This window comes from Vibrio sp. Isolate23 (assembly GCF_022398095.1).
Lineage (GTDB): Bacteria > Pseudomonadota > Gammaproteobacteria > Enterobacterales > Vibrionaceae > Vibrio > Vibrio coralliilyticus_A.
Genome location: NZ_JAKEUV010000003.1, coordinates 257,614 through 279,420, shown reverse-complemented (window position 1 = coordinate 279,420; position 21,807 = coordinate 257,614). Strand labels below are relative to the sequence as shown.

The window sequence follows — 21,807 nt, the reverse complement described above, 5'->3', positions numbered from 1 at the left end:
CACGTTTAATACGCATATAGAGTTGCTCTTAACCCTACCTTAACCCCTTCGTTTGTTACCTTGCTTGCAGATTAGTGGGAGATAACAACGATGACATTGCGATATTCTATTCTTGCACTGACGCTAGTAGGCGTTATGGGTTGTGTGTCGGGAACTAGTGCAGACTTTGTCAGACAGGCTGAGCTGAATAGAGCCCAGTCTGTAGAACAATTGCTGGGGCAGGTGGTAGCCGAGCGACAACTTTCACTTGAGGCTGACGACATCAGCCAACCGACTCAACTGACGGATTTGATCTCTATCCCTGAGCTTGATCAATACTTGCAAGCCGCGTTTGCTCATAGGCCCAGTCTGCAACAAAGCGTGATTGCACTGAAAATTGCTTATGCCCAGCAAGGAATCACGGTGGCAGGCCAGCTGCCTACGGCGAATGCCAGCTTTACAGGTCAATCCAAAGAAGATACCGACGACAGCTATACCGGCGAAGTGACCGTGAGCTGGGAGCTAGATCTGTGGCAAAAACTGTCAGATAGCAGCGAAGCAGCACGAAAAGATGTTGCGGCCTCTCAGGCAAGTTTGCAATCAGCAAAAGATTTGTTGGCGGCTAATATCATGCGTAATTGGTTAGAAATTAGCGTCAACCAGCAACTACTTGATATTGAGCTGAGAAGGTTGGATGTGTTGGAAAATAACGAGGTGTTGGTTTTAGAGCGTTATCAAGTGGGACTAGGCAGTCTGGAAGACTTAGATAACGCGAAAACCAGCACGGCGTCGACGCGCTCAACTGTCGCTGAGTATGAAGAAAATCTAGAACAGAGCAGACGCAGCCTCCAACTGTTAACCGGGCAATGGCAATCCGAGTTGCAGCAGCCAGAGGTAGCGATGACGTTTCCACAAGTCGTCAACCCTCTCGACTCTCTTGCCCAGCAGAATATGGCAGGCCGATCAGATCTACAACAAGCTTTCTACAATATCGAAGCTGAAGCCCTTCGTACCGACGCTGCTTACAAAGCTATGCTGCCATCGTTCAGTTTGACGGCAAGTTTAACGGATATTGCCCAGTCACCCAGCGAAGCCTTGCTAACAGATCCACTGTGGAGCTTACTCGGAAAACTATCGGCGCCACTATTTCAGGGTGGAAAGCTTAAATCTCAGGCCGAAATTGCTCAACTCACCACGGAGCAAAGCTATTGGGCTTATCAGGAAACCTTGCTGACGGCGATCAATGAAGTGGAAAACGCTGTTGGGCAGGAGTATTCGCTTGAAAAGCAGCAATTGCATCTTAATCAAGCCTTCACAAGTTCGAAGCGTAGCTTTGTCAGTTACGAAGAGAAATATCGAAAAGGTCTGGTCGACATCTTTGATTTACTGACCGTTCAGCAGCAGACCTACGACACCGAAGCTCAACTGGTTAACGTTACTTATCAACGTTTATTTAACCGAATCGATTTAGGCCTAGCTCTGGGCTTGGGAGTATCATCATGAAAAAAAATGCCATCACTCTAGCGGCGACACTTGTTGCTGCCGGAAGCATCTTTGCCGCCATTGGCTATAACAGTAGCTATATGGCTCAAGCGAGTGAAAATAGCCAGTCTGAGCAACAAGCAATGGAAACTTTGCAGCAGCCATTGGTGAAAGAAAGCTTAAACCTCCAGCAAGTTGCAGTGCAGATGACAACCAGTGCCAGCTATCAGGCTCAGGTTGTGGGTTATGGTGAAACTCGATCTCGCTACCAACTTAACTATGCCAGTGAGATCAGTGGGCGAGTTACCACCCTATCTGATGATTTTGAGACAGGAAAAGTAGTCACTAAAGGTACGATACTGGCAAAGCTGGATGATACGTCATATCAGCAGGCGTTAGCTCAGGCCAAATCTGATGTTGCAACGGCTGAGCTTGAGTTGTTGGAAGAGCAGCGAGAAGGAGAGCAGGCTAAATCGGAATGGCAACGTTCAGGTCTGAGTGGCGAGCCGAACTCACCACTGGTCCTTAGAGAGCCTCAACTCGCCAGCGCTGAAGCAAAATTAGCCAATGCAAAGCAGGCGTTAAACAAAGCAGAAAAAGACCTAAAAGACACGGTAATACGTGCGCCTTTTACGGTGCTAGTCGTGAGCAGAGATGTTCAGCCGGGGAGCTATTTGAGTGCGGGCGGCGCAGTCGCCACTCTATACAGCGTTGAACGTGTTGAAGTGGAAGTGCCGTTGTCAGAGCAGCAATGGGCAAATCTGCCAACCTCAAGCGACATGGGGGACTGGCAGGTGACATTGACTGACAGTAGTGGTGTTCACCAATGGCTTGGTCAGGTTGAGAGAAAGTTCCAACACGTGACTCAGGACACGCGCCAGCGCTCACTGGTTGTGGTTGTAGATAAACCTCTCGAAGCAGACTCACCTCTGTATCCGGGTACCTTCGTAAAAGCAACACTGAGTGGAGCTGAAGTTAATGGTCTTTGGGAAGTGCCAGCGTCAGCGATATCTCAGCAGGGTGAAATCTGGACGGTAGATGAGCAAGGTTTGCTGCACAAATCGAACGTCAGCAAGCTGTTTGGTCGTGATGGCAAAGTGTATGTCACTCCGAGCTTGGCTGAAGAAAGGGCTCAAGTGGTTGTCAGACCGCTGAGTAATTTCAAGCCAGGTATGAAAGTCACGCCAACGGAGGAGGGGTAATATGGAGCACCAAACCAAAACGTCAAAGGGCATGATCGCTTGGTTCGCGCAAAATCCGGTTGCCGCTAACCTGCTCATGTTAGGGGTGATTATCGTCGGCTTATTTTCGGTCAATTCATTACGCAAGGAAGCCTTCCCAAGTTTAGAGCCGGACATTGTGACTGTGTCTGTCAACTATGACAGTGGCGATCCTATCCAGGCAGAAGAGGGGATATCGATAAAGATTGAAGAAGCTCTGGAAACGGTCGCCGGCATAAAGCGCATTACGTCGACTTCCAGCGCATCGGGTAGCCATGTTTCCATCGAAAAAGAGACCAACTATAGTCTCGATGCTTTGCTGACTGACGTGAAGACCAAAGTAGATGCCATCAACAATTTGCCAGCGGAAGCCGACAACCCTGTGATTGATAAGGCTCGGATGCAGGACCACGCTTTATGGGTTCAACTTTATGGCGACGCGGACCGTGCTACATTGCAGGATTTGGCGGAGCAGCTTAAAGCCGATTTGCTAGCAGAAAGCGCCATTCGTGATCTGGAGATTAAAGCGGAAATTGATCCTATGATTTCGGTCGAGGTCAATGAGAGTCAATTGCAAGCCTATGGTTTAACGCTCACAGATGTATCTGATGCAATTAATGCCGAATCATCTACTAGTATTTCAACCAGTTTGCGTAATGATGAGAAAACAGTCCGTCTTAAGGTCTCTGAGCAGGCTTACGAGATTGAAGACTTTAAAGCGATCCCTGTTCTCACCTATTCCGACGGCAGCCAAATTACGCTAGGCGATATTGCCCGTGTCACGGATACCTTTGAGGAAGACACTTTCAGCCTGTCACGATACAACCAAAGCAACTCGATGGGCATTCAGATTGTCATGGATGAGTACAGCGATGTTGTGCAAATCGTAGAGCAAGCCAAACAAGTGGTAGAACAGTGGCGTAGCAGTAACCTGTTGCCTGACAACGTCAGCGTTGAGACTTGGTATGACAAAAGTACGCTGATCAAAGAGCGATTGTCTCTTCTGGCCAAAAATGCCCTCACAGGTATTGCTCTGGTGTTTATCGTACTGGCGCTGTTTTTGAACATTCGTGTCGCATTTTGGGTTGCAGCGAGCTTACCGTTCGTATTTTTCGGCACATTGTTCTTTATGACCGACTCTTTTGTTGGCTTAACCATCAATGAGATGACCACGTTTGGCTTTATCATGGCACTGGGAATTGTCGTTGATGACGCCGTGGTCGTCGGGGAAAGTATTTATTCGACGCGACGGAAAGAGGGAGACTCACTCAATAGCACGATTGTCGGAACATTAAAGGTGGCGGCGCCGACCGTGTTTGGCGTGCTGACAACCGTCGTGGCGTTTCTTTCAATTGCAGCGGTTGATGGAAAAATGGGCCAGATTTACGCTCAGTTTGCCACTGTGGTTACCATCTGTTTGCTACTATCGTTGGTTGAATCCAAGTTTATTCTTCCGTCGCATCTTGCCCATATGAATACCGATCGAAGTGATAAGAAAGGCATCTGGAACCGCATTCAACAAGGCGCGGACAACGGGTTGGAGTGGTTCAATCATAAAGTGTACAAACAGGTGATTAAGCAGGCGTTAAAGTTCCGTTATGCTGTGGTCATGGCCTTTATCGCTCTGTTTATTTTGGTGATTGGCATGCCATTAACTGGAGCGGTGAGAATCGCTTTCTTCCCTGAGATTGCAGGCGATACGGTCAGTGCTGAAATCAGCATGTACAACGATTCCAGCTTTGGTCAGACTCAAACAAATCTTCTTGAATTGGAAGCCAATGCGCTTAAGGCTGATCAGCAGTTGAGAGCGAGTAGCGAGAGCAACGATCAGAATACATCTTATATTACTAGCCTTCAGGTGATTGCTGATGAAGACCGCACTGGAACCGTCCAAGTAGAACTTTCTACGGATGCGACTTACAGCTCAGGTGAGTTTGCTGAATTGTGGTTGCAGATGTCCGGGCAGATGGAAGGGATGAAGAAGCTTAAAGTGCTCTCTTCAATGGAAATGGTCGATAACTTTAAAGTAGAGCTCAAAGCTAGCGACGACACGATCCTAACCCAGGCAGGTAATACATTTAAACAGGCTCTGGAACAGACACCGGGTGTGAGCGGTATTGATGACAACTTGGATCTCGGTGAGCCGCAATACCGTTTTGAGCTGACCGAGCAGGGGCGTGCGCTAGGGATGAATACCTCGAGTCTCGCGAAACAGGTATTACAATCCTTCGGTGGTGACATTGTTCAGCGCTTTCAGCGTGGGAAAGATGAAGTCAAAGTTCGAGTTCGCTATCCAGAAGGTGTTCGCCAAACGCTGGCGGATATTCAGCAATCGAGTGTCCGCACTCCAGATGGAAAAGTAGTGCCAATGTTGTCGGTCGCGAATGTTTATTCTGATTATCAGCAAGCGGAAATTACGCGTATTGACAACTTACGTGCGGTTTATTTGACCGCGGTGGTGGATAAAGATGTGGTGTCGTCTAATGAGCTGGTGGCCCAGTTGGAGAAAACACTGGTTCCACAGCTAAAATCAGAATATCCAACACTAAAAATTGACTTTACTGGGGAAGCGGAGCAGCAGCAAGAGTCGACAGATTCAATGCAATCGACCTTCATTATGGCGTTGATAGTGATCTTTGCGTTGCTGGCGATACCATTAAAGTCTTACGTTCAACCGCTCATCATTATGGTAGCGATTCCGTTTGGTATAGTTGGAGCAATCTTAGGTCACTGGCTGAATGATCTGACGATCAGTATCCTGTCGCTAAATGGTATCCTTGCCTTGAGTGGTGTCGTGGTCAATGACAGCTTATTGCTGGTATCACGCTTCAATGAACTAACGCGGAAGTATAACGCTCCGGTGAATGAAGCGATTGTTGAGTCATGCAGCAGCCGACTCAGAGCAGTGTTGCTGACTTCAGTCACGACCTTTGCTGGTTTGGCACCATTGCTGAGTGAAACCTCGATGCAAGCACAGTTCCTAATTCCAGCTGCTGCTGCGTTAGGTTACGGTATTTTGTTCGCGACAATGATTACATTGGTGCTGACCCCATCACTTCTACTGATCCAATGTGATATTCATAATGGTCTTCACAAAGTGAAGGCAGCGGTGTTGGGTGAGAAAAAGCTCGCTCAAAGCGTTTAACGTCTAAATTAATAGTAGTTTCATAGAGTAAGAGGTAGTCATGGAAAACTTGCAGCTGTTACTGGTCGAAGATGATCTGGATTTAGCTAAGGCGATTGTTGACTACCTCGCTCTGGAAGACATTCAGTGTGACCACGCTGCAAATGGCTTGTCCGGATTAAACCTGATTCAACAAGGCCAGTACGACACGGTGATTCTAGATTTGAACTTGCCAAAAATGAATGGCCTGGAAGTGTGTGCAAGGCTCAGAGAGCAAGGGGGTGACGTGCCTGTTCTGATGTTGACGGCAAAAGATACCCTTGATGACAAGTTAACGGGCTTTTCGAAAGGAGCAGATGACTATTTGGTGAAGCCATTTGCTATGGAAGAGCTGATTGTGCGTGCACAGGTATTGTCTCGTCGTCGGAGTGGGCAAGTCACTAAGCTTTCTGTTTCCGATCTCGAAGTTGACCTACAGACTCAGACCGCAACCCGTTCTAGTGAGCCATTAAAGCTCTCTCCAATCGGCTTCAAGTTACTTGAAACTTTGGTTAGGGCGAGTCCCAATACTATCTCTCGTGAAAAATTGATGCAGAGTGTGTGGGGGGATGAACAACCAGACAGTAATAGCCTAAAGGTGCACATGTTTAATCTGAGAAAAGCCGTCGATAGCCGTTTTGAAACCAAATTGATTCATACGATCACAGGACGTGGCTTTGCATTGAAACAAGAGACTTCTCAATGAAAATAAGACGTAGCCTGAGGCTTTATTTTTTGTTTGCCATGCTACTGACAGGGTCGTTGACGATTATAGCGATGTCTGGTGTTGCGGTAAGTTACTTCTTTTCAGGTTTGGATATGGCTATGACAGGGTTCATGCGAACGCAGGCGTACCAAGTTGAATTGACGGATAACACTCCAGTGAAAATCAATGACCTGACAGTGGCAAGACGATGGCAAGACTTACCTCAGCCAATTCAAGACAACCTGAATCCAAACGAACTGGTTCTCAATGAAGTACTTAAAAAAGTTGTCGGAGTCCCTCTTATTGAGTCGCCTAAAGCGGGCTATTTCGCAATGAAAATGGAGCACAAAGGAGACGTCAGGTACGCGTCGGTGTTGTTTCTCGATAATGAATTTTCTCCGGGTGAAATGCCTCAGTTTATCTACATCGTGTTTGTTGCCATCGCTGCAATCTTAGCGTTTTCTTTGATACTTATTGCCTTTATTCGCAGTGTTTCAACTCCCGTAGAGGAGCTTAAAGACTGGGCGAAATCCTTGGACAAAGAAAAGCTCAGCCAGCCAATTCCGGGGTTTGACTACAGTGAGCTCAACACATTGGCAGAAATCATCAGATCCAGTTTGAGCTGTGTACAGGAAGGCCTTGAACGAGAGCAGCGCTTTTTGGGTTATGCTAGCCATGAACTAAGAACGCCGATAGCTGTTACTCGTACCAATTCAGAGCTACTGAAAAAGATGATCCTTAAGAAGTTGGATGAGGACAAGCAGCTTGAAGTGTTGGAACGTATTGAGCGTGCAGGGTACACAATGACAGATTTGACTGAAACGCTATTGTGGCTCAACCGACAAGAAGACAAGACATTGCCATTCAGTGATCTCGTGATTGGTGATCTCATTACTCAGATCGATCATGAACTCGAATACTTACTGCAAGGAAAAGCGGTCAAAGTTAGCCTCAATGTAGGTGAGACGAAGCATTCATTACCACTTGGGCTATGTCGAATTGTGATCACTAATCTCGTTCGTAACGCGTTTCAGCATACCTATCAAGGCGAAGTGTCTATTGAACAAGCCGAAAGTCGTCTGGTTATCACGAACCGCAATCTTTCCCATGGTGAAAGAGAAGAAGAGTTGGGTTTCGGCTTGGGGTTAGAATTGACCGAACGGCTGATCAGCCAATACGGGTGGTACTATGAGAATAGTGCCATCGAGTATGGCCGACGTGTTGAAGTACACTTCACATCTCTCTGATGTCAACCACCCCTTTGAATCCGTACCAACATGTGCACTGGTAACGATTCATCGTCTGATGTGTCTGAGTAAGTATGACTCGACAAAAATAATGAGATTTACATCACATAATTTGGTTCGTCTTTAAAGACTGGGATTGGTCAAAATGACGGTCTTAACTTTCTTTATGGTGGTTTCGGTGGGTGTTATGAGTGGTTTGTGTTGTTATTTTCCTTGCATATAAATAAAAGTCTTTCTTTTTTGACATTACGTGATCGAATCTCGTATCGGTAGAATAATAGGTTCTAATATAATCATGCGATCTTTCAATGATGCTGGAACCTTTTACTGATTCTTCAACGTTAAAGCAGGATGCTCGTATTGGCTGGGTAAAAGAAGTACACCCAGAAAGCCACCGAGTCAAAATCGACTTCTTTGGGAATAATTACGGGCAGCCTGTTTGGGCGGCTTTGGGCAGAGGCTTTACGCGCTCAGAGATTCATTTGGCAATCGATAATCAACTTGATTGTCGGATTGAATTTGTTGGCGATGACCTTGATGTCCCCATCCTGACGGATATTTATCTCTCATTAGCAGAGCGAAAAGAGCTGGTGATCAAAGCCGAACGTGTAGTTCTAGAAGGCACAGAAGAAGTCACGATTGGATCTGGTAACGTCACAACGAAGTTCAGTGGTAATGATGGTCGTATTACGACTAAGGCGACATACATTTCGAGTCATGCTGAAAAAGTTCATAAGATTAAAGGCTCAAAAGTCACGTTGAACTGACTGTAGATAAGAGATAACTAGGAGTAGATATGTCAGTCACTATCAATGCGAATGGTCTCAGTATCGTCCATAAAGGCTCGGGTGGGGAGGCTAACGCCACTTTGCCTGATGTGTGCCTTACAACTGTAGGCCCTTCAGTTGTGCCTATTCCATATGGTAACAACGCTAAGTCAGCGGATTTAGTCGAAGGTACCACGACAGTCACAGCGGACGGTGGTAACAGCATTGCTTTAAAGGGCAGTAAATTTGCTAAAAGTACGGGTGATGCCGGAGGGGACAAAAAAGGTGTGGCATCGGGTACGATAGAATCTGAGGCGGAATTTATATCCGCATCACCGAATGTGGTCATCGAAGGGAAAGGTGTCGCAAGACTTTCTGACCAAATGACGATGAACAAGGCTAACACTATGTGCCTTGGTGGAGTGCAAAACCCATCGGTTACCGTGAGTGAAGATGAAGAAGGGACTTATACCGTCTACGTTAAGGCAAGGTACCCGGATGGAACGCTACTAAAAAATGCAGACTTTGATATTACCGATGTCTCTGGTGGTTCTCTGTCTCCCGGTCATTTTGACGACTCTGGCAAAAGCAAAGTATCAGGCTTAAAGCCTGGTCAAATCAAAATTCTGGCTAAAGAAAGTACGGATGAGTTTGTTACGACGCCTGTTCGTATCACCAACCCGCACTATTTGCCGGATTACAATGACTATGACTTTTTTGATAGGTCTGCTCAGGGACAGCAAACCTTCTGGCACCCGAACCGTATTGCCCCGCCAGTAGAAGGCTGGGGAACCATGGGGCCTAGCCTCACAGCTGACCGGTATTTTGCCGATATTGTGAAAGCCGAAACGAAAGCCCACTTTGAATTTAGACACCCTGATTTTCAGTTCAGCGTATTGGCAGAATCGTTGATAGCGGGGATTGAGAGTCTCTCTGATACCAGCTTTGATTGTGTACTGACGAATGGCCTACCAATGGTGATGGAAGAAGGGGAAATCCTCTCTGTCTTATTTCGTTTACCCAAACATGAAACCGCAGACCGTATGCTGGCTTACATGCGCGCTCGTGGTAAGGGCAATCCACAGGCTTTCATCAATAGCTACCCTTGGGATAAGGCTAAGAAAACACTCAACTCTGAACTTGAAGGTCTACTTAGTAAGATAAAGGGGCGTGTTGAGTCTCTGAAGTCTGAAGCTAGTCGGTTGAATTACGTTTACTTGTCTTCTGATATCTATGAAAAGCATGTTAGTACCATTGATACCTATGCTAAAAAGCTGTCCGATAACCTCGGCCAAGCTTTCAAGCGTATGGAGAAAAAAGCTGGCCAACTTATGAGTGATGTGTCGGGTGTCTCGGTCATTCAAGCGCCTGACCATGTTTATTCTGCCGAAGCAGGAACGATTGAAGTGGTGGTGAATGCGATACCGAAGATAGATTTAGAGGAGCAGAAATGGGTCAAGGTCCGTGCAATATATTCCGATCGGTGGCAGACACCTATCTATGCTCAAAACCTCAAAATAACCGCTAACTCGGTGGTGCATGAAGAGAACGCGTCACTTAATGCTTTACCTTTGAATAGCACGGAATCTGAAACCATAGATTTGGCTGTAGAAACAAACCAAGTTGAAGGTGGTGTAGCGGTATTTGACACATTAAAGCCTAACACAGATATCGTGACTGCAGAGTTCGTTGGTGAGCCAGGTATTGAGGAGCAAATAGTCAATATCCAAGACAGCGTTGAGGCAACACTTGATGGTACATACAACGCACTTGTTGAGGACATGAAAGGGTTCCAACAACAATGGGATGAAGAGGGTTACTGGACTTTAGGTGATGGTGTGATTGACGGTGCACAAGCTTGGGGCGCTGATATTGTTGATATGTTGTCACCTAGTTTTTGGGGAGATGCTGCGGACACTATTTCAGATTTATCTTCTTCTGCTGTCGATAAATTGGCGATTTATTCAGTCGATAAGTTCAATTCCATCACCAAGGCAATGCTTAACGAGAAGGGGCAACTGAAAAATCCGACTTGGGTATTGGAAACATTAGGAAGAGAGTTTGACTCATTCCAAGATAGTGTTTTTGAATCTGTCGATGAAGCGATTGAAGATGTGAGTAAGCTGTACGCGGAAAGTCAAGATGTGGTGCGAAAGCTAGAGTGTATTGCTAAGCATCGACAGACGATTCTAGAGCTGCCACAGAAAATCTCTAATGGTGATGTCGATGCGGTCGAAACCTTTGTTGACACGGTGTTGATGGAGCTTGACCCTGATTGGGCACAGGAAATAAAGAGCCACGAGCAGTTCCCTAACGCAATGGCAATCATAGAAGATCACGACACGATTCTGACCTATGTGACTTATCTGTCTTTAATGCTTGAGGCTATTCCACCTAACTTCTATTTCTACTACGGCGGTAAAGCGGGCACATATTTGATTCTTGAACTGATTCTCACCGTTGTGCTGGCCATTTGTACGTTAGGCACAGGAGCAGCGGCTCGTATTGCGACACTGGTAGCCCGTTTTGCGGGAGGTGCTAAGAAGGTCAAGGGAATAAGAAATGCGGCTAAAGCATTGGATTCATTTATTAAGGCAGTGGAAAGCTTGATTGATGTACTGTCTGATTATCAGGAACTAGCGGAAAAACTGGTTAAACGCCCACTTGGGAAATTTAAAGGCAAGCCCGTTACAACCATGACTGCGAAAAAGAAAGCGGTTAAACGAGATGCAAGCTGTAGGCTTTGTCATTCCAACCAACATAAAACGCCTCGTTATAAACGGGGTGAGTTAGAGTATATATAGAGTTCACTATGGCTAAAGGATATAGAGAAGTTGTACTGGAACCGGCTAAAAAAGATCCTAATCACCCAATTAATCATGGGATAAAAATGCAAGTGCATCATTTGTTGTCGCAACAGGGCTTTATCAAATCAAAAAAAGACAAAGAGTTAATTAGTTATGGGTACGATATTAACGTTAAAGAGAATTTAGTAGCTCTGCCTAATGAAATGGATGCAGCCTGTTATTTAAGGGTTCAGGTTCATCGAGGTAATCACCCTGGTTTTGTAGACAATAATGATAGTGATGATGACCATCCTAAATCCTACCATAAGCACATTGCGAATATGTTGAGGAATGCAACTAAAAAGTTAGAAGATAATTGTGCTACTGGTAATGAGAGAACAGTTCGAAGGTATATTAGCCTGTATAGTCGTTCTGTGTTATCAAAAATTAGTGACTTTGAAATACCTTTAACAAAAGCTTACAAAGCATTTGAGAAAAATGAACCTGGCTGTGGTGGAGAAACCTCAGGTCCCGCTTTGTTTGCAAAATATAGTATAGGTGAATCAAGAGTTTGCAATAGAAATGTAGATCATGCAAAGTTTAGTAGTTTTAAGCAAGTCCCATATAAGTTAGAAGTCGGTAGATAAAATGAAAGATTACAATGAAGATTACTATTTATTGTTTGCAAATCCAGACTATGAAGAATATGACATTGAACCTGATGACTCTTCAGCAAAGCGAAACTATGACTCAGAAGAGCTTGATTTTGGACAAAAACCTTTAATCTTTACAACCGAAACATCTGATTTGAGCTTTGCTAGTGGTGATTATGAGATATTTTTCCCAATAGGCAGTATTGTTGTTACGGACAAGTTAAAGGTTGAGTTAGAAGAAGGCTTATACGGTTCTAAATTTTATCCTGCCATTGTAAAAGGTGAAGATAAAGGAATCAGAGAGGATGTATGGGCGCTGAATGTCTTTAAACCTTTGGATTGTTGGGACCGAAATCAATCAATTGCCATATACCCTGGAGGGGCTAAGTCCTTGCAAGGAATAGATGTTCTGCCTTCTATTAAATCATTTCATCTTTCTCATGAAGTTCTAGATGAAATACCTGAGAATGACAGGCTGATTTTTGTAATGGATAATACTGACGTTACAAATATATTTGTTCATAAACGAATTGTTGATATTTTCTCCAATAATAATATCAAAGGAGTAAAATTTTTCAAAGTTAGTCAATATCGTTTTGGAATGGAATTTGTTTAGAGTTTCACTCAAATCCTAAATAAGTTATTTATTATAGGTTAAGACAAGGTAATACTGTGAATATTTATGATGAATCCTATTATATTATATTTCCGGATTATGAATTTGAGGACTATGACAATGACCTCACACCAACCTCATATACGGCAAGCACTCATTGGAAGTTTGAAAAGTTGAGTTTTGGTATAAAGCCACTTACTTTTGTCTCTGATAATGATAATTTGGATTATTTGCAGCAAGATTACACTATAGCATTTAGCGTACCGAACTTTGTGGTCACAAACAAACTTAAAGAGCTGCTTGAAGCTGGCCTTTACGGCAGTCAGTTTATTCCTGCGATCATTCAAGATGAACAAAATAATGCTGTTGAAGGCGTTTGGGCACTGAATACTTTTGATGACTTAGATTGTATCGATCTAAAGAGAAGTCAATTCTATATGCCAAGTGATGGAAGTAAGGACATTGATGGGTTTTCTATTAAACCAGATATGGATAATTACCGACTTCGAGAAGATGTGCTGGATGCTATTCCAGAAAACGAACGTTTAATTTTTCAGATCGGAAATACATCAAGAGGAAAAATCTTCTTTCATCAAAAAGTAGTCGATATTTTTAAAAAATACGATGTTAAAGGCATCAAATTCTTTAAAGTCAGTGAATTTGAGTATGGGGACCAACATTAAAAATTCGTGACCCCAAAGACAACTAATATTGTTGAGCATGATATGAGATGCTTCAGAGTATTAAATATATGTCTAACCCAATGAGGAAGGGAGTTACCGCTCCCACCTTTTGTCGTTGATGGGTTCTATTGCAACATTATTAAATATCGGGCTAAGACTATTCAGCATTTAATAGACATTTAACCATCTGACGTATGTTCTTTAGAAGTTGGGACGTAAAATGAAATACGATCATGAATACTACATTATGAGTCCAGATTATAATGTTGAAGGATATTCAGTAATACCTTCTGATTCTACCGATCTTCGCAGGTTTCATTACCGTGAACTCGTCTATGGAGAGCCGGCGTTAAGATTTAGCACCAAGAATGGTCAAAAGTTAGATGCTGATGTAGAAATGTTATTCTGCACACCTAGCTTTATTATATCTGAAGATCTAAAAGAGGTTTTTGATGACGGCATTTATGGCGGAAAACTGTATCCGGCAATAATAAACAACACCAAAGATAATTACTTTTTAATTAATATATATGAATCTCTTGATTGTTGGGATAGAAATCGCTCAGTTTATGAGCATGATGATCCTGATGATGAACCACATGTTATAAAATACAGCCTAAATCACGTTATTCTTGATGAAATTTGGGAATCAGAGAGATTGGTCTTCAAGATGGGGGGAGATGACTTAGCTCCAATAGTTGTACATAAAACCATCAAGAGGAAGCTGGAGAAAAAAATTCCTTATCTCAAATTTTATTCCATTGAAAGTTATCAACTTGGAGATGAATACTAAAGGGCATGGTATTTTGTTGATTCGTTTATCGTGGAATACCAAAACGATCAGGTATCAAGTCAGACGTCTAAGGTAGGAAAATGAGTCGATTTAACGATCAATACTATATTGTTTTTAAAGATTATGATGAAAATACTTTGTATCTAAAACCTCAAAAACATTCATCCATGAGGGACTATGAATACACTAAGCTAAGTGGTGGTGAGCCAATGTTTTTTGAAAATTGCTATCGCGATGAAGATTTGGCGAAAGGGGTTTCAAGGCCAATTAAACAGGTACACTTAGATTCAACCTATCCTGTGTTTTCCGATGCTATTAAGCAGTCACTTGGCAATATTGATAATGAATATTGTCAAACTTATCCCGCAGTGATTGTGGATGATCATGGTAAGAGCCATGACGATTACTGGGTATTCAACGTATTTGAAAAAATGGATGTGTTGGATATGGATAGGTGTGCCATTAGGAAAAGAAATCCCAATAGAGAGGGGCAAAAAATTCAACAATACTGTTTGAGTGATGAAAAATTAGAAGCGATACCAGAAGAAGAACGCTTGGTTTTTATGCCTAAATTCAGCAGTACCCCTCATATTATGATGCATGAGAAAGTAGTGAAAGTGTTTAAGAAGCACAACGTCGATACGCTTAACTTTATAAAAGTATCGGATTGGATCATGGGAAAGAAGTTTGTAGAGTCTTAATAAGTGTGCATCTCGGCCGCCATGCAATAGTGGCCGAGATACAGACATGAGTCGATAGAAGATATCATCGTTTTAAGTAGATTGTGATTATTTTTAACTTGTTGATTTTTAAAGATATTAAAAATAATCAAATAAATAGGTATCTATTGTGCTCATACAGTGTATAGTGGCTACCAGCTCAAAACAGTGAGCTATTGATAACTTATTTAGTTCAAGATCTTCTCAGTTTTTTTCGATTTGACTCGTCATATCTATCCTGCGATACCTTTTTCTTCATTCCTTATTTAGTAGCTCTATTTTCAACTCAATCTATCGAGATATACATGTCAAATAAAACAACTGGCGCAGTAAAATGGTTTAACGAAACAAAAGGCTTCGGATTTATCACACCTGATAATGGAAGTGCTGATCTATTTGTTCACTTTAGATCTATTGCTAGTGATGGCTTTAAAACTTTAGCTGAAGGCCAAAAAGTATCTTTTAACGTAGAGCAGGGCGGCAAAGGCCCACAAGCAGCTAACGTTACAGTACTGTAAGAATTTTGGTGAGATCTTGCTAGCTTCCTAGTTATGGCGAGATCTCTCCCTTTAATCACTTATTAAGGAGTGAAATGAATAGAAGAAGTAATCGAAAAACATATTGGTATTACGTATTGCGTGAGCAGAGAATACCTAAAGAGAAAAGTTAATTGTACCAAATTAAATATTACCTTAATCACAACAAAGACTCTTGGTCATCGACCATAAACCAACTCAATAGCGACGTTTTAAGGCGTCATATCCTCCCGAGAGTACATACTCACTGCCTTGACTTGAATTTCACATTCTGTGAATTCGAAAATACTGGGGAAATAAAAAGTTCACAAGGTATGGTCTTGGGACACTTTTATCTTTCATCAGGCAAAGGAGATTAGGCTGTGAAAAAAGCAAGTGGTCGAAAATCGAAAACAGAAAATTTAGAAAGCGATGCCAATGGTGATCGTAAAGAAAATATTCACACAGTTAGAAAAAAGATTGAGAATATTTTATTAGAACGAGAACAAAAAAAGCTATGGGAACTGTGAGATGAAAATGAAAAAACCTTTAAAAAAATCAAGTAAGAAACTTCGCAAAAGTAACTTCGAAGAGCGATTTTCTCTCATGGTAGCCGAATATAATAAAGCGAAAGAAGTGCTTGATTCTATGGCTGAAGGCAGCCCTGAGCATATTAAACAGAAAAAAAAGTGTGAGACTTTGTTCGCAAGTGCTGAACGTTTCATCAACGCAAATTAGAAGCTTCTTAATCGCTTAATATCCCTCATAATGTAGGTATCTTATTTGGTAAAGGTACCACTTCAGTTACCCAACCTCAGCTTTACCCATTAGCATTCAGAATCATTCTAGAAAAGCATGAGCCGCGACTTACTCACGGCTGGTCGTGCGTCGTTCAATCCGTTTAACTGGCACCATCATTTTGACCATGCTGGTGTTTTGCTCGTTGATTTGATCTACCACAATTTTGACGCTTTCTCTGGCTAGGCGCTTGAAGTCCTGCCTGAATGTTGTGAGTTGGTAGCTCAGCCACTCGGTTTGAGGGATATTATCAAAACCGATCACCTGTAAATCTTCAGGAATACGTAAGCTAAATTCATAGCGAGCGACATCCGTTAATGCCATCGCCAGATTGTCCGTCGCGCAGAACACTGCATCAGGGCGCTCTGTCCTTTTTAGCAGCTGACGAATATCGTCAAGCGCGGCGGTATAGTCGTAGTTTGCTTCAACAACTTGAGGGAGCGTACTTGTCAAATCTTCAAACTCACTACAGAAGCCTTTTTGGCGTTCATCATTGGTGAAAGTTGGTACTTCGCCTGTTAGATAGACGGGATGTTTCGCGCCGCACTCAACTAATAATTGTGCGGCTTGTTGGCCTGCTTCATAGTTATCGCTGATCACGTAACTACTTTTGGTTCCCTCGACGACACGCGCGTATTGAACAATGGGAATATTGAACTCTTCACACTCTTCATAGAGGCTTTTGTTGAACGTGGCCGAAGCGGCAATCACGCCATCCACGCGGTACTGGAATATATTAGGGATAGAATGATTTTCTTTGTCATCAACCTGCCACGGAATCAAAACTGCTGAATAACCCAGTTTTTGTAGTTCTGACGAAATAAGCTGAAGGGTTTTCATATGAATCGGATAATCGGCATCAGGAAAAACCAAACCGATAAGTTTGGACTCGTTGGTTGTTAGACTACGAGCAAACGCATTGGGACGGTAATTCAACGCTTTAGCAGCTTCATAAACTTTTTGTTTTGTTTTCTCTGACACTGAGCTGCCAGGAACGAAAACACGAGAAACGGTTGATTGAGAAACACCGGCGAGTTTTGCGACATCTTTTGACGTGACTGTCTGCTTAGTGGAGTTCATGGGTTATCGTTCATCTAGTGACAAAAACACAGCAAGCCTAACATAAATAGGTACGTAGTCATAAAGAGAAAAAGCCTTACTTAAGTTAAAATAAGGCTTTTGGTTTATTAGGCTACTTTGATTGGGTACAACCCAGAACTATTCCACCGTCTCAACCTGCTCCGGTTTGACTGTTTTAGAACCTCGTAGTGAATATAGAGCGTAGGCAACAACACTGATGGCAACGACAATCGAGCAGCCACGAACAAAGTTGATAAACATTGGTGCGTTATCGGTGAAGGTGTTGATTCCCCACAGTAGAACTAGTGAGAAGACGAACATGCCTCGTCATTACCGGCAAAGATGATTTGCTGTGTCCTATCGACAATCACTTACTGATGGCTAAGCACATCCCAGATGTGACGTTGCACGTATTACCAAGCTGCGGTCACCTCTCCAGCATGGAGCAGTCAGGCGCCGTAGCACGGCGCATATCCGACTGGCTGACACTCAACCAGCCAAAGTGGTTTTAGTCCTGACCCCGCTGATTTTGGCGGGGTTGCTTTTATAATCAATCCTGACTGTCATCATCCTGATAGTTTAAGTACTCCACACATAAATCGTGAAACGCTTGTGCCTGCGGAGAAATAGTGCGGTCGCTGAGCGTGAAGATACCGATTTGTCTTTCCAATGGCGGGTCGATAAGTGGTATCCATACCAATCTGGTTTCATTGGTAGGGAAGGCCAATTTCGGCAGGGTTGTGACACCGATGCCCAGTTCTAATACGGAAAACAGCGAGGTAATGTTCTCTACCGAGTAGAGGGCTTGCTGACTTAGAGCTCGGGCAGGCGTCGGATCAAGCAAAGTGCAGGTACCGTTACGAATAAATGGCTGCTTGAGCAATGTTTGCCACTCAATGCCTTCTCGGCTAGTCGCAATCGGATTATCACTCAAACACACCACACCAATCGGGTCCGATAATAAAGGCGTGAACGTCATGTTGTCATCATCGAGATGAGACGGGTTTCCCAGTGCTAAATCAACCTCGCCAGAGAGTAATCTCGCTTCGACCCCTGCGGCATTGTCATCGATCAAACTGACTTCTACGTTTGGGTGTTGCTCGCAGAATGCTCCTAAAACGCTCGGAATGAGTTTAGCGGCGACAGAGGGAACACTGGCAATTTTTACCCTTCCTTGCTGGCCGGCTGCAGCAGCTCGCAAATCGTTGTCTAGCGCTGTGTAGATATTGAGAAACTGAACGATCTTCGGCAAGCAGATTTCACCAAATGGGGTTAACTTGGCTTTGTTACCCGCTTCGAATAATGCTTGTCCCAATATCTTTTCCAGCTCTTTTATTGATGTAGATAATGCGGCCTGAGAACGGTTGGCGCGATGTGATGCTGCGCGAAAACCGCCTTCTTCGACCACCATCACAAAATGCTTTAATTGTTGAAATTTGATGCTCAACTCGGACTCCTTACCATCCCTTTATTCACCATAGTCTCAGTAAGGTGATAAGTTTTTTTTATCGAATGTAAGAAATTTACCGTTCGATTTATCGTCTGTCAAAGTGCAAGATTTAACTATTGCGAAACAATTTGGTTACAAAAGGTTGAAGGCACGTGAATACTCAAACTCAAAAACACCCAGTCAAAACATCACTGTTCGCTTCAAAGGCTCCTCTGGAATGGGCGATTGTTAACAATGGCACGCTGTACACCGCGCAAATCCCGATTGATGCTACTGGTGCTGTAGTGGAAGGGGGTATTGAAGCGCAAACCCGTCAGACATTTAACAACTTGGTGCACACCCTAGAATGCGCAGGCGAGTCATTGGACTCTGTTCTGCAAGTGCTGATTTACGTGACTGACCGCGAATACCTCAAAACGGTTAACCAAGTTTACGCCGAGTACTTTGACGCGCCGTACCCAAATCGTGCTGCCATGGTCGTTGCTGGCCTGGCAAGAGAAGAGATGTTGGTGGAGTTTGTCGTTTACGCTTCTGCGAACCAAGCCCAGTAACCCCTTATTACGAATAACAGCCTGATGGCGAGTAAAGCCGTCAGCAAGAACAAAGGAAGCAATCATGACATCATTAAACAAGGTTCAGGCCGAAAAATCGCTCTACATTGGCGGCGAATGGCAGTCAGGCATCAATACCGTTGCCAACATTAACCCATCCGATATCAGCGAGAATCTGGGTGATTTTGCTCAGGCGAGTGAAGCTCAGGTTCAACAAGCTATTCAGGCGGCTAAGCAGGCTCAACCTGAGTGGGAAAAAACACCCATCGAGCGCAAGCAGGCAGTACTGCAAGCGATTGGTGATGAACTGATTGCCCGTTGCGATGAGCTAGGAAAGTTACTATCGAGTGAAGAAGGTAAGCCGTTTGCTGAAGGTCGCGGTGAAATCTACCGTGCAGGCCAGTTCTTCCAATATTTCGCTGCCGAAGTGTTGCGTCAGATTGGCGATAACGCTGCCTCCGTCCGTCCAGGGGTCTCTGTTGAAGTGACTCGCGAAGCCGTAGGTGTTATCGCCATTATTTCTCCTTGGAACTTCCCGACTGCAACCGCTGCTTGGAAGATAGCGCCAGCGCTGGCATTTGGTAACAGCGTTGTTTGGAAACCTGCCAACTTGACGCCAGCCAGTGCCGTTGCACTGACTGAAATTATTCATCGCCAAGGGTTGCCAGCAGGCACATTTAACTTGGTATTGGGTAGCGGTTCTCAAGTTGGTAACACACTGATTCATTCGACAGACGTGAATGGTGTGAGCTTTACTGGCTCCGTCGATACAGGACGCAAAGTGGCGGCGGCAACAGCACCAAACTTTGTTCGCTGCCAGCTTGAAATGGGCAGCAAAAACGCCCTAGTAGTTGCCGATGATGCAGACATTCAAATTGCAGTCGAAGCAACCATCGCGGGTTCATTCTCCGGTGCGGGTCAGAAGTGTACAGCCTCTTCACGCTTAGTGGTGATGGACGGGATCCATGACGCTTACGTAGAAGCGCTGATCAAACGCATGAGCGAACTTAAGGTAGGCCATGCGTTGGAAGAGGGCATCTTTATGGGCCCTGTCGTTGATGGCAATCAGCTAGAGGCAAACTTCGAGTGGATTGAGAAAGCACGTCAAAGCGGTGCTGAGCTAGCGTATGGTGGCGAGCGTTTGAACCTCAAACATGATGGCTACTACATGTCGCCAACGTTATTCCTCAACACGCAAAACAGCTGGGAAGTGAATCAGGAAGAAGTGTTTGCGCCAATGGCGAGCGTGATTCGAGTTGCTGACTTGGATGAAGCGATTGCTGTCACCAACGATACTCGCTTTGGTCTGACTGGCGGGATTGTGACGCAAAGCTTGCGCACGAGTGCCATCTTCAAACAGCAAGCACAGACCGGCTGTGTGATGGTCAACCTACCAACTGCAGGGACAGACTACCACGTTCCATTTGGTGGCCGTAAAGAGTCTAGCTTTGGTCCTCGTGAGCAGGGCCAATACGCCAAAGAGTTCTACACCGTAGTGAAAACGGCATATCAACGTCCGTACTAAATCTGCATTGGGCAGTCGCTGGGCTGCCCGACATAAAGCAGTTCAAAGAATTAATGAGGAATGGTTATGTACCAACAACGAATCATCATTGATGGACTTCAGTACTGCAACTGGGACAGAGAGTATTTCCAAACTCTCAAGGCCAGTGGAATCACCGCAGTACATGCGACCATTGTTTATCACGAAAATGCACGTGAAACCCTGAGCCGATTTGCTGAATGGAATTTACGTTTTGAACAAAACTCCGATCTCATCATGCCCATCTACTCAATGGCCGATGTGGAAACCGCTAAGCAACAAGGCAAGGTCGGCATCTTCTTTGGTGCGCAAAACTGCTCGCCAATTGATGATGAAATTGGCCTGATTGAGGTGATGCGCCGCCAAGGTTTACTGATTATGCAGCTAACCTACAACAACCAAAGTTTGCTTGCGACCGGGTGTTACGAGGCAAACGATACGGGCATTACTCGCTTTGGTAAGCAAGCTATCGCAGAAATGAACCGAGTGGGGATGATCATTGATATGTCCCATAGCGCGGAACGTTCGACGCTGGAAGCGATTGACCTTTCTTCTCGCCCGATTTGCATTAGCCATGCGAACCCGAGCTTTGCTCACGATGCGCTTCGTAACAAATCCAACACAGTGATTAAAGCGCTGACGGAGCGTGGTGGCCTAATTGGCTTCAGTCTCTACCCATTTCACTTGCCAAACGGCAGCCAATGTTCACTAGAGGATTTCTGCCAGATGGTGGCGAAAACGGCCGAGCTATTCGGTGTTGAACACCTTGGTATTGGCAGCGATTTATGCCTCAACCAACCACAACAAGTGTTGGAGTGGATGCGCAATGGGCGCTGGTCTAAGGCGATGGATTATGGCGAAGGCTCTGCAAGCAATTCGGGCTGGCCGGATGCGCTGCCGTGGTTTAGCGGAAGTAAAGGGATGGAGAACATCTACAACGGATTAATTCGTCATGGATTCAGTGAGTCCGAGGCGGGACAAATACTGGGTGATAACTGGTTTAACTTTCTGAAAGAAGGACTTGAGCCTATTTCATAAACCTTAACCCAAACATGG

20 protein-coding genes and 2 pseudogenes are annotated in these 21,807 nt (G+C 44.4%); 19 read left to right on the top strand and 3 right to left on the bottom strand.

Features of this window, described 5'->3' with window-relative positions; genetic code table 11:
* The first annotated feature begins 90 nt into the window (after positions 1 to 90).
* The 15 genes from L1D31_RS11110 (at position 91) to L1D31_RS11040 (ending at position 16,067) form a co-directional block, all read left to right on the top strand.
* Positions 91 to 1,482, top strand: a complete 1,392-nt coding sequence (locus L1D31_RS11110; RefSeq protein ID WP_239837198.1) for a TolC family protein — start codon at positions 91 to 93, stop codon at positions 1,480 to 1,482.
* Positions 1,479 to 2,663, top strand: a complete 1,185-nt coding sequence (locus L1D31_RS11105) for an efflux RND transporter periplasmic adaptor subunit (RefSeq protein ID WP_239837197.1) — start codon at positions 1,479 to 1,481, stop codon at positions 2,661 to 2,663. The genes L1D31_RS11110 and L1D31_RS11105 overlap by 4 nt, the downstream gene beginning before the upstream one ends.
* Before the next feature lies 1 nt (position 2,664).
* Positions 2,665 to 5,826: an efflux RND transporter permease subunit gene (locus L1D31_RS11100; RefSeq protein ID WP_239837196.1), complete on the top strand. Its 3,162-nt coding sequence runs from the start codon at positions 2,665 to 2,667 to the stop codon at positions 5,824 to 5,826.
* Positions 5,827 to 5,866: 40 nt separating this feature from the next.
* Positions 5,867 to 6,550, top strand: a complete 684-nt coding sequence (locus L1D31_RS11095; RefSeq protein ID WP_239837195.1) for a response regulator transcription factor — start codon at positions 5,867 to 5,869, stop codon at positions 6,548 to 6,550.
* Positions 6,547 to 7,797 (top strand): HAMP domain-containing sensor histidine kinase, encoded by a 1,251-nt coding sequence (locus L1D31_RS11090; protein ID WP_239837194.1) that lies wholly within the window; start codon positions 6,547 to 6,549, stop codon positions 7,795 to 7,797. Before L1D31_RS11095 ends, L1D31_RS11090 begins: the two co-directional genes overlap by 4 nt.
* A gap of 308 nt (positions 7,798 to 8,105) precedes the next feature.
* The gene (locus L1D31_RS11085) at positions 8,106 to 8,564 is read left to right on the top strand and encodes a hypothetical protein (RefSeq protein ID WP_239837193.1); all 459 of its coding nucleotides are present in this window, start codon (positions 8,106 to 8,108) and stop codon (positions 8,562 to 8,564) included.
* Between the two features lie 29 nt (positions 8,565 to 8,593).
* Positions 8,594 to 11,368, top strand: coding sequence for a DUF4150 domain-containing protein (locus L1D31_RS11080; protein ID WP_239837192.1), 2,775 nt, complete (start codon positions 8,594 to 8,596; stop codon positions 11,366 to 11,368).
* Between the two features lie 8 nt (positions 11,369 to 11,376).
* Entirely contained in the window at positions 11,377 to 11,997 is a 621-nt protein-coding gene (locus L1D31_RS11075; RefSeq protein ID WP_239837191.1) for an AHH domain-containing protein, read from the top strand.
* A gap of 1 nt (position 11,998) precedes the next feature.
* Positions 11,999 to 12,619, top strand: a complete 621-nt coding sequence (locus tag L1D31_RS11070; RefSeq protein WP_239837190.1) for a DUF1629 domain-containing protein — start codon at positions 11,999 to 12,001, stop codon at positions 12,617 to 12,619.
* Positions 12,620 to 12,675: 56 nt separating this feature from the next.
* Positions 12,676 to 13,302, top strand: a complete 627-nt coding sequence (locus L1D31_RS11065; protein WP_239837189.1) for a DUF1629 domain-containing protein — start codon at positions 12,676 to 12,678, stop codon at positions 13,300 to 13,302.
* A 220-nt stretch (positions 13,303 to 13,522) separates the two neighbouring features.
* A complete protein-coding gene (locus L1D31_RS11060; RefSeq protein ID WP_239837188.1) occupies positions 13,523 to 14,095 on the top strand; it encodes a DUF1629 domain-containing protein in 573 nt (190 codons plus the stop codon).
* An 80-nt stretch (positions 14,096 to 14,175) separates the two neighbouring features.
* Complete coding sequence (locus L1D31_RS11055; protein ID WP_239837187.1) at positions 14,176 to 14,796, top strand: DUF1629 domain-containing protein; 621 nt, start codon at positions 14,176 to 14,178, stop codon at positions 14,794 to 14,796.
* A gap of 323 nt (positions 14,797 to 15,119) precedes the next feature.
* Positions 15,120 to 15,332, top strand: coding sequence for a cold-shock protein (locus L1D31_RS11050; protein ID WP_239837186.1), 213 nt, complete (start codon positions 15,120 to 15,122; stop codon positions 15,330 to 15,332).
* Positions 15,333 to 15,712: 380 nt separating this feature from the next.
* Positions 15,713 to 15,859, top strand: a complete 147-nt coding sequence (locus L1D31_RS11045) for a hypothetical protein (RefSeq protein WP_239837185.1) — start codon at positions 15,713 to 15,715, stop codon at positions 15,857 to 15,859.
* Positions 15,860 to 15,866: 7 nt separating this feature from the next.
* On the top strand, positions 15,867 to 16,067 hold the full coding sequence (locus L1D31_RS11040; RefSeq protein WP_239837376.1) for a hypothetical protein: 201 nt from the start codon (positions 15,867 to 15,869) through the stop codon (positions 16,065 to 16,067).
* Between the two features lie 129 nt (positions 16,068 to 16,196).
* On the opposite strand, the gene L1D31_RS11035 is transcribed toward L1D31_RS11040, so the two are convergent.
* A complete protein-coding gene (locus L1D31_RS11035; RefSeq protein WP_239837184.1) occupies positions 16,197 to 17,207 on the bottom strand; it encodes a LacI family DNA-binding transcriptional regulator in 1,011 nt (336 codons plus the stop codon).
* A 138-nt stretch (positions 17,208 to 17,345) separates the two neighbouring features.
* Positions 17,346 to 17,528: pseudogene (locus L1D31_RS11030) on the bottom strand (sodium transporter); the annotation flags it as partial.
* Between L1D31_RS11030 and L1D31_RS11025 the strand changes: the two are divergent.
* Positions 17,513 to 17,719: pseudogene (locus L1D31_RS11025) on the top strand (alpha/beta hydrolase); the annotation flags it as partial. The pseudogenes L1D31_RS11030 and L1D31_RS11025 overlap by 16 nt on opposite strands.
* A gap of 38 nt (positions 17,720 to 17,757) precedes the next feature.
* On the opposite strand, the gene L1D31_RS11020 reads toward L1D31_RS11025, so the two are convergent.
* Positions 17,758 to 18,654: a LysR family transcriptional regulator gene (locus L1D31_RS11020; RefSeq protein WP_239837182.1), complete on the bottom strand. Its 897-nt coding sequence runs from the start codon at positions 18,652 to 18,654 to the stop codon at positions 17,758 to 17,760.
* 155 nt (positions 18,655 to 18,809) lie between these two features.
* Between L1D31_RS11020 and L1D31_RS11015 the strand changes: the two genes are divergently transcribed.
* The 3 genes from L1D31_RS11015 (at position 18,810) to L1D31_RS11005 (ending at position 21,789) form a co-directional block, all read left to right on the top strand.
* The gene (locus tag L1D31_RS11015) at positions 18,810 to 19,208 is read left to right on the top strand and encodes a RidA family protein (RefSeq protein WP_021456840.1); all 399 of its coding nucleotides are present in this window, start codon (positions 18,810 to 18,812) and stop codon (positions 19,206 to 19,208) included.
* A gap of 64 nt (positions 19,209 to 19,272) precedes the next feature.
* A complete protein-coding gene (locus L1D31_RS11010) occupies positions 19,273 to 20,733 on the top strand; it encodes an aldehyde dehydrogenase family protein (RefSeq protein ID WP_239837181.1) in 1,461 nt (486 codons plus the stop codon).
* A gap of 66 nt (positions 20,734 to 20,799) precedes the next feature.
* The gene (locus L1D31_RS11005; RefSeq protein WP_171347776.1) at positions 20,800 to 21,789 is read left to right on the top strand and encodes a membrane dipeptidase; all 990 of its coding nucleotides are present in this window, start codon (positions 20,800 to 20,802) and stop codon (positions 21,787 to 21,789) included.
* Positions 21,790 to 21,807 lie beyond the last annotated feature (18 nt).

Coding starts and splice junctions, on each gene's coding strand:
- L1D31_RS11110 (WP_239837198.1), top strand. CDS start 91: ATGACATTGCGATATTCTATTCTTGCACTGACGCTAGTAGGCGTTATG.
- L1D31_RS11105 (WP_239837197.1), top strand. CDS start 1,479: ATGAAAAAAAATGCCATCACTCTAGCGGCGACACTTGTTGCTGCCGGA.
- L1D31_RS11100 (WP_239837196.1), top strand. CDS start 2,665: ATGGAGCACCAAACCAAAACGTCAAAGGGCATGATCGCTTGGTTCGCG.
- L1D31_RS11095 (WP_239837195.1), top strand. CDS start 5,867: ATGGAAAACTTGCAGCTGTTACTGGTCGAAGATGATCTGGATTTAGCT.
- L1D31_RS11090 (WP_239837194.1), top strand. CDS start 6,547: ATGAAAATAAGACGTAGCCTGAGGCTTTATTTTTTGTTTGCCATGCTA.
- L1D31_RS11085 (WP_239837193.1), top strand. CDS start 8,106: ATGATGCTGGAACCTTTTACTGATTCTTCAACGTTAAAGCAGGATGCT.
- L1D31_RS11080 (WP_239837192.1), top strand. CDS start 8,594: ATGTCAGTCACTATCAATGCGAATGGTCTCAGTATCGTCCATAAAGGC.
- L1D31_RS11075 (WP_239837191.1), top strand. CDS start 11,377: ATGGCTAAAGGATATAGAGAAGTTGTACTGGAACCGGCTAAAAAAGAT.
- L1D31_RS11070 (WP_239837190.1), top strand. CDS start 11,999: ATGAAAGATTACAATGAAGATTACTATTTATTGTTTGCAAATCCAGAC.
- L1D31_RS11060 (WP_239837188.1), top strand. CDS start 13,523: ATGAAATACGATCATGAATACTACATTATGAGTCCAGATTATAATGTT.
- L1D31_RS11055 (WP_239837187.1), top strand. CDS start 14,176: ATGAGTCGATTTAACGATCAATACTATATTGTTTTTAAAGATTATGAT.
- L1D31_RS11050 (WP_239837186.1), top strand. CDS start 15,120: ATGTCAAATAAAACAACTGGCGCAGTAAAATGGTTTAACGAAACAAAA.
- L1D31_RS11040 (WP_239837376.1), top strand. CDS start 15,867: ATGAAAAAACCTTTAAAAAAATCAAGTAAGAAACTTCGCAAAAGTAAC.
- L1D31_RS11035 (WP_239837184.1), bottom strand. CDS start 17,207: ATGAACTCCACTAAGCAGACAGTCACGTCAAAAGATGTCGCAAAACTC.
- L1D31_RS11010 (WP_239837181.1), top strand. CDS start 19,273: ATGACATCATTAAACAAGGTTCAGGCCGAAAAATCGCTCTACATTGGC.
- L1D31_RS11005 (WP_171347776.1), top strand. CDS start 20,800: ATGTACCAACAACGAATCATCATTGATGGACTTCAGTACTGCAACTGG.